This is a genomic window from Paenibacillus sp. P4_E11, assembly GCF_056401635.1.
This window is the reverse complement of sequence record NZ_JBFUIX010000256.1, coordinates 1-3,452: the sequence shown is the minus strand read 5'-3', so window position 1 is coordinate 3,452 and position 3,452 is coordinate 1. Positions and strand designations below refer to the sequence as shown.

General features: G+C 48.8%; 3 protein-coding genes. All 3 read left to right on the top strand.

All coding sequences use genetic code 11. From position 1 onward, the window contains the following. The first annotated feature begins 91 nt into the window (after positions 1-91). Positions 92-1,447 (top strand): dicarboxylate/amino acid:cation symporter, encoded by a 1,356-nt coding sequence (locus AC1DWB_RS32375; protein WP_477545211.1) that lies wholly within the window; start codon positions 92-94, stop codon positions 1,445-1,447. Between the two features lie 315 nt (positions 1,448-1,762). Continuing rightward, positions 1,763-2,902, top strand: a complete 1,140-nt coding sequence (locus AC1DWB_RS32370) for an ABC transporter substrate-binding protein (protein WP_477545210.1) — start codon at positions 1,763-1,765, stop codon at positions 2,900-2,902. 15 nt (positions 2,903-2,917) lie between these two features. Next, the coding region (locus AC1DWB_RS32365) for a hypothetical protein (RefSeq protein ID WP_477545209.1) at positions 2,918-3,452 on the top strand (535 nt) is incomplete at its 3' end.

Sequence of the window (3,452 nt, the reverse complement as noted above, 5' to 3'; positions counted from 1 at the left end):
AAATAATACTGATTGACAGATTTTCAGACCCAGAGTATCTTAATACTTATAATGCCGACTGGATAAGTCGGGAATAAAGGGAGATGTGGGTATGAAAAACAATTTGTTGACGGCGTTCGAGACGAACTGGATTAGTTTGTTAATCAGTATCGTTGTAATCGGTGCGCTCTACTTCTTGGCCAGGAAACGGATCGGATTTGGCTGGCGTGTGCTGATCGCACTTGGGCTAGGTCTAGTGGCCGGCATCATTATTAACAAGAGTAAACTGGATTATAAGAGTGTAAGCACCCTTGGTACGATCTATGTGAACTTGATCAAAATGCTCGTCATGCCGCTCGTTATCGTATTGGTCATCAACAGTATCTCATCCTTGTCCAGCTTGGGCCAACTCCGCAAGATCGGAGTCAAGACAATAGCGTGGTTCCTGGCAACAACAGGAGTAGCGGCGATCATCGGACTGCTTGTGGCGCTTGCTATTAATCCAGGATCAGGCATTGCCCAAGCCGTGCCGAAAGACTTCAAGGCTCGTGAAGTCCCTACGTTCTCGCAAGTTATTCTGGATCTTGTTCCTTCGAATCCGATCAGCGATATGGCCAGCGGGAAGGTTGTACCGGTTCTGATCTTCGCCATCTTCGTTGCCGTCGCCATTATCCACGTTAGCTCGAAAAAACCTGAAGCTGTTCAGCCCGTCAAGACTTTGATCAAGTCGTTAGCAGATGTGCTGCATCAGGTAGTAAAGTATGTCATTCGACTAACTCCGTACGGAGTGTATGCGCTCGTTGGCGCTATGGCCGCTAAGTATGGGATCGAAACCCTGACTCCATTGGCCAAAATTATTTTCGCCTCCTATACCGCACTTATCATCCATTTTGTGCTCGTGTTCGGTGGGCTGGTGTTCTTCGTAGCGAAGGTTAACCCCATTAAGTTTTTCCGGAAAGCTTATCCTACGATCGCCGTCGCGTTCACAACGCGCAGCAGTTATGCGACATTGCCTATTAACCTGGAAGTAATCACGAAGCGTCTTCGTGTGTCGCCCCGTATTGCCAGCTTCGTCGCTCCACTTGGCGCAACGATGAATTTCAATGGATGCGGCGGGGTGTGGCCGGCGATTGTAGCCATCTTCGTGGCGAAGGTATACAACATCAATCTGGGGTTATCCGATTACATCGTTCTTGTTCTGGTAGCAGTTATTTCTTCGATTGGGGTAGCGGGAGTCCCAGGTCCGTCAACCATAGCGACAACTGTCGTATTGACCGCTCTTGGCTTACCGCTTGAAGGAATGGGACTCGTCATTGCTGTGGAATCCATGATTGATATGGGTCGTACAGCAGTGAACGCAACGGGTACGACTGTTACCGCGCTGCTCGTCGCAGATTCGGAAGGCGAATTCGACCGAGATGCATTCAATCGCGATGAAGAGGATCCACTTGAAACCGTAGTAGCATAACCTTACATTAATAACATTCTAACAACCGGCTTTAGATCACCCAGATCTAAGCCGGTTGTTTGTTGTTTACACCGAGTTCGCTAAGAATAGTAATGACACCGCCAATCCATGGGTGTAGAATGTTGAGGGAATATTTGTATTTCGAGTGTTGTTCTCTTTAACTAAATTTAATATTAAGTTGATCGTAGCTTTATATGACACACGTTTGCTAACAGCTATAATGATTATGGCAATGTGCGGCTATTGACACTTAAGATGAAGTGAAAAAAGGAGGAAGGTCACCCGTTATAACGGATCAGTGGGGGCCGCGTGCGAATGAAGTTTAAGTGGGCGCTTATTGGAATCGCTTTAATGCTATTTGCCTCAGGATGTACTGGACCGGATGATCCGATTCAGGCAAGGGAACATACGGCGCAGAACAACTCAGGTGATATCGTGATCGGAGTCGCTTGGCCATTTAAGGCTCGTAACGATTTATTCAAGGAAGGCATTGAACTTGCCCTTAAGGAAGTGAACCAGCAGGGTGTCCTTGGTAAGAAATTGAAGCTCGTGCAAGAAGACGACCAGTCGTCTGTAACGACTGGCATGTCTGTCGCTCAATCCTTCTCCAACACTAGCAATATGGTCGCTATGATTGGACATCGAAGTTCCGTTGTAGCAGTACCTGCGTCCAAGATCTATGCACATGCCGGACTTTTGATGCTAGCTCCTGGGTCGACTTCTCCTCAACTCACGAGTGAAGCGAATCCGTACATATTCCGTACGATTCCTAGTGACGCACAGATCGGGAAGCAAGCCGCGCTTTATGCAGCGAGTAAGAATTATCGGAATGTTGCGATCTTCTACACGTCTGATGAATATGGGCGTGGGCTCGCCAATTTATTCGAGGATAGCGCGAACAAGAGTGGCATCCGCATCATCGACCGAATCTCGGACTATAAAGATAGCAACGATCTGAAGCGTATCGTGGACAAGTGGCGATTGCTAGAATGCGATGCGGTATTCTTGGCTGAGACGGCAGTAGGAGGAGCGGAGTTTATCGTTCGACTGCGTGAAGCCGGACTGAAGGCACCGGTTATAGGCGGCGATGGACTGGATTCGGATGATCTGCTGCGTAACGGAGGGAGCGCGGTCGAGGGTACCGTTGTCGCTTCGATCTTCAACCCCAATGACACGCGGGATGAAACGAAGCGATTCGTAGAACAATTCCGTGGGGCTTATAAGGCTGAACCGAGCAAATGGGCTGCACAAGGTTACGATGCACTGAAGCTACTGGCGTCTGCGATTGAGAAGTCGGGTTCAACCGTACCTGCACAGATTGCTGTATCGCTTAAAGAGATGAAGTCCTGGCAAGGTGCGACAGGCGTACACTCGTTCGACTCCAATGGTGACGTGCGGGATATGCCGATCGTAATCAAACGGGTACGCAACGGTAAGTTTGAAAACCTGGATTAAAGGAGCCATCGTACGATGAACAATAACGTCTTTCGCAAAGTTTCTACGGAAAGACTGTCTTCTCCGGAACAACTCGACACCTTGATGAAGGTAACCTCTCCCAAAGGATGGCTTGCGCTAACAGCACTCGGGATACTGATTGTGGCTGCTTTTGTGTGGGGGTTCAACGGCAGTCTGGAGAAGAAAGTGTACAGTCAAGGTGTCTTGATCCGTCCAGGAGGATTGCAGCAAATCTATTCTTCCTCGGCCGGGCAAATATCGGATATTCGTGTCGTTGAGAATGATGTTGTGACGAAGGGGGATGTGATCGCCCGGATCGAGCAACCTGCCCTGCTTGAGCAAGTAAGACTGGCGAAGGGGGAACTTGATGCACTTGTTGCCGAATATGGGCGCAATCCGACCCAACCGCTTGAGGGGAAGATCAATGATCAGAAAACTCGGATCACCGCTCTGCAAACGGAATATAATCGTGCTACGACAGCGATTAGTCCTTATTCGGGACGTGTCTTAGAGGTTAAGGTTAAGAAAGGGAGCAGCGTCAATACAGTGG